5 protein-coding genes are annotated in these 3,091 nt (G+C 33.4%); all 5 read left to right on the top strand.

All coding sequences use genetic code 11. The features are described from left to right. A partial coding sequence (locus ACP5FO_RS07715) for a phosphoribosylanthranilate isomerase (protein WP_428157307.1) occupies positions 1 to 385 on the top strand: 385 nt, incomplete at its 5' end. Further along, positions 382 to 1,542: a tryptophan synthase subunit beta gene (gene trpB / locus ACP5FO_RS07710; protein ID WP_428110516.1), complete on the top strand. Its 1,161-nt coding sequence runs from the start codon at positions 382 to 384 to the stop codon at positions 1,540 to 1,542. The genes ACP5FO_RS07715 and trpB, both read left to right, overlap by 4 nt. Continuing rightward, positions 1,539 to 2,231, top strand: a complete 693-nt coding sequence (gene trpA / locus ACP5FO_RS07705) for a tryptophan synthase subunit alpha (protein WP_428110518.1) — start codon at positions 1,539 to 1,541, stop codon at positions 2,229 to 2,231. The genes trpB and trpA overlap by 4 nt, the downstream gene beginning before the upstream one ends. Before the next feature lie 67 nt (positions 2,232 to 2,298). Continuing rightward, positions 2,299 to 2,877, top strand: a complete 579-nt coding sequence (locus ACP5FO_RS07700; RefSeq protein WP_428110521.1) for an OmpA family protein — start codon at positions 2,299 to 2,301, stop codon at positions 2,875 to 2,877. Then, the coding region (locus ACP5FO_RS07695; protein ID WP_428157306.1) for a biotin/lipoyl-binding protein at positions 2,874 to 3,091 on the top strand (218 nt) is incomplete at its 3' end. The genes ACP5FO_RS07700 and ACP5FO_RS07695, both read left to right, overlap by 4 nt.

The following is a 3,091-nucleotide window of genomic DNA, read 5'->3' as shown; positions in this document are numbered from 1 at the left end:
TGAAGAAGAAATTGTATCAATAATGAACTATTGCGGATTAAGATACGCTCAAGTCTACAATGACTTTAATATTCAAAATACCATCAGGGTCTATAGAATTGATGATGTATTGCCACAAAAATTAAGCGATGGTCTTATCTTGCTTGATAGCAAAACCCCACAGATTGGCGGTAGTGCTCAAAGGTTTAACTGGAAGATTCTTGAAGATTGCAATGATTTAAGCAGGGCTTTTGTAGCAGGTGGTATAAGCGAAGATAATATATTTGAGATAGCACGCTATAAACCCTACGGTGTTGATTTGGTAAGCTCAATCGAAACTTACCCTGGCAAAAAAGATCACAGTAAAATGAAAAACTTTATGGAAAACTTAAGGAGAATAAAATGAAATTAAAACGCTATTTTGGCGAGTTTGGCGGGCAGTTTGTGCCCGAGACGCTTATTCCAGCTTTAGATGAGTTAGAAGAAGGCTATATTGCCTTTAAAAAAGACAAAAAAGCTCAAAAACAGCTAAATGATATGCTGAAAACTTATGTTGGAAGACCTACACCACTGTATTTTGCAAAAAATTTTAGCGATTATGTAGGTGCTAAAGTTTATCTAAAAAGGGAAGATTTGGCACACACAGGAGCTCACAAGATAAACAATACTTTAGCTCAAGGTTTTTTGGCAAAGTTTATGGGCAAAAACAGAATCATAGCAGAAACAGGTGCAGGTCAGCATGGTGTGGCTACAGCTACAGTATGTGCTTTATTGGGCTTAGAATGTGTTGTATATATGGGAAAGACAGATGTTGAGCGCCAAAGCATTAATGTAGATAAGATGAAAATCTTAGGTGCTAGCGTGATTAGTGTGGAAAAATCAGGAGGAACTCTTAAAAGCGCTATAAACGAAGCTTTGAGGGATTGGGTTACAAATGTTAAAACCACACATTATTTACTTGGAAGCGTGGTTGGACCACATCCTTTTCCAACAATTGTAGGTGATTTTCAGTCAATTATCGGTAAAGAAGCAAAAAGACAGATAAAACAATATGAAAATAGACTTTGCGACTTAGTAGTTGCATGCGTAGGGGGTGGCAGCAATGCATACGGTATTTTTAGTGCTTTTTTAAAAGATAATGTAGAATTATATGGTGTTGAAGCAGGTGGCAGATCGATTAATTTGGGTGATCACTCTGCGACTTTAAGTTTAGGTACAAAAGGGATTTTGCATGGTGCATTAAGTTATTTACTTCAAAAAAATGCAAATGTTGCTTCAGTACACTCAATATCTGCAGGTCTGGATTATCCAGGCGTTGGACCTATGCATAGTTATCTAAAAGACTCAAAACGTGTAATTTACGATTATGTGTTTGACAATCAGGCACTGGAAGGTTTTTTTGCTTTATCAAAACTTGAAGGTATTATACCTGCGCTTGAGAGTTCACATGCTTTGGGATACGTTTTGACAAATAAGGAAAAATTTAAAAACAAAACAATTATAATAAACCTTTCTGGAAGGGGAGATAAAGATTTAGATATTATAAAGGCGGTACAACAATGAATGTAGGTATATATTTGGTTTCTAATTATCCAAAAAAAAGTATGTTTTTGGAAGCAGTTGAAATTTGTAATAATCTGGATGTTGATTTTTTAGAAATAGGTATACCATTTTCTGATCCAATAGCAGATGGTGAAATTTTGGAAAAAGCTGCATTCGAATGTCTCTCAAAATACGATACGCAAGACTTTTTTGAAAGCCTCTTTGAGGTAAAAAAGCTTTTTAAGAAAAGGCTATATGTGATGACTTATGCAAATATAGCCTATAGCTTAAAAGATGAACTCAAAAACTATAATAAAATTTTAAATGGAATTATTTTAGCTGATTTGCCTGTTAGAGAAGCTATTAATTTCGAAAAACAGCTTGATTGTAATATTATAAAATTTGCAACACCAGAAAGCAGAAAAAATGATCTAGATTTAGCTATTAAAAACACAAAAGATTTTATTTATTTTATTTCAAAAAGAGGTATAACAGGCGGTAATTTTTCACTTGAGAGTCAAACTATTGAAAAAATTAACTATTGCAGGAAACAGGCTAAAGTGTATTTAGGTTTTGGTATAAGAAACGCAAGTGATGTAAAAGAAGCTTCTAAAATTGCAGATGGTGTCATAATAGGTACTCAAGCAGCTATAGAACTTCAAAAAGGTATAAGTGATTTTGAAAAATTTGTAAAAAGCATTACAAAATAGTTATATTTTGTATTTATATTGACATTATAACAAAAAGGATTATAAAAATTAAACGGAGGTTTAAGTTATGAATAAGTTATTATTGTTTTTATTTTTAGCAGGTTTTGCATTTTTAGTTGATGGTTGTTCTAGTGTGCCAGGCACTAAAGCCCCAATTGAGTCAAGTGTTCCACAAACATCTGCAAATCAACCACCCACTTCATCTATGAATATGCCGTCTTCGAGTTTAAGTAACATACAAAATCAAAACGAGCTTGAAAGTGAGTTGGAAAAACAGGCAAAAGAGGTAATGCAAAGAATTTATTTTAAGGTAAATAGCGCTACAATTACAAAGCTTGATGAGTGGGGTATAAACCAAAATTCACCTGAAGTTTTAAACAAAATAGCTGAATTTTTAATTCAACATCCTCAAGTTAATATTGTTATTGAAGGAAATTGCGATGAAAGAGGAACCGATGCATACAATTTAGCACTTGGTCAACAAAGAGCCGATGCAGCAAAAAACTACCTCGTGCTAAAAGGTGTTGCCTCTAATAGAATAGAGACTATAAGTAATGGAAAGTCAAAGCCCATCGATCCACAAAACAATGAGTATGCCTGGGCTAAAAATAGAAATGATGAGTTTGTTGTTTCTATAGTAAAATGACCAAAAAAACCAAAAAAACCAAAAAATTCATACAGCTTTTAGTTATTTTGTTAATATTAGCCGGGTTAGCTGTCTATTTTATACCAAAGCTTATTTATGATTTAAATCATGTTTCTACGGATGATGCATACATTGATGGTACCATTGTGCCTATTTCGCCACAGGTTGCTGGTAAGGTCATTAAGGTATATGTAAAAAGAAACCAGTTTGTTAA

The sequence above is a fragment of the Desulfurella sp. genome (genome assembly GCF_049977265.1).
Taxonomy (GTDB): domain Bacteria; phylum Campylobacterota_A; class Desulfurellia; order Desulfurellales; family Desulfurellaceae; genus Desulfurella.
This window is presented reverse-complemented; position numbering and strand designations above follow the sequence as displayed.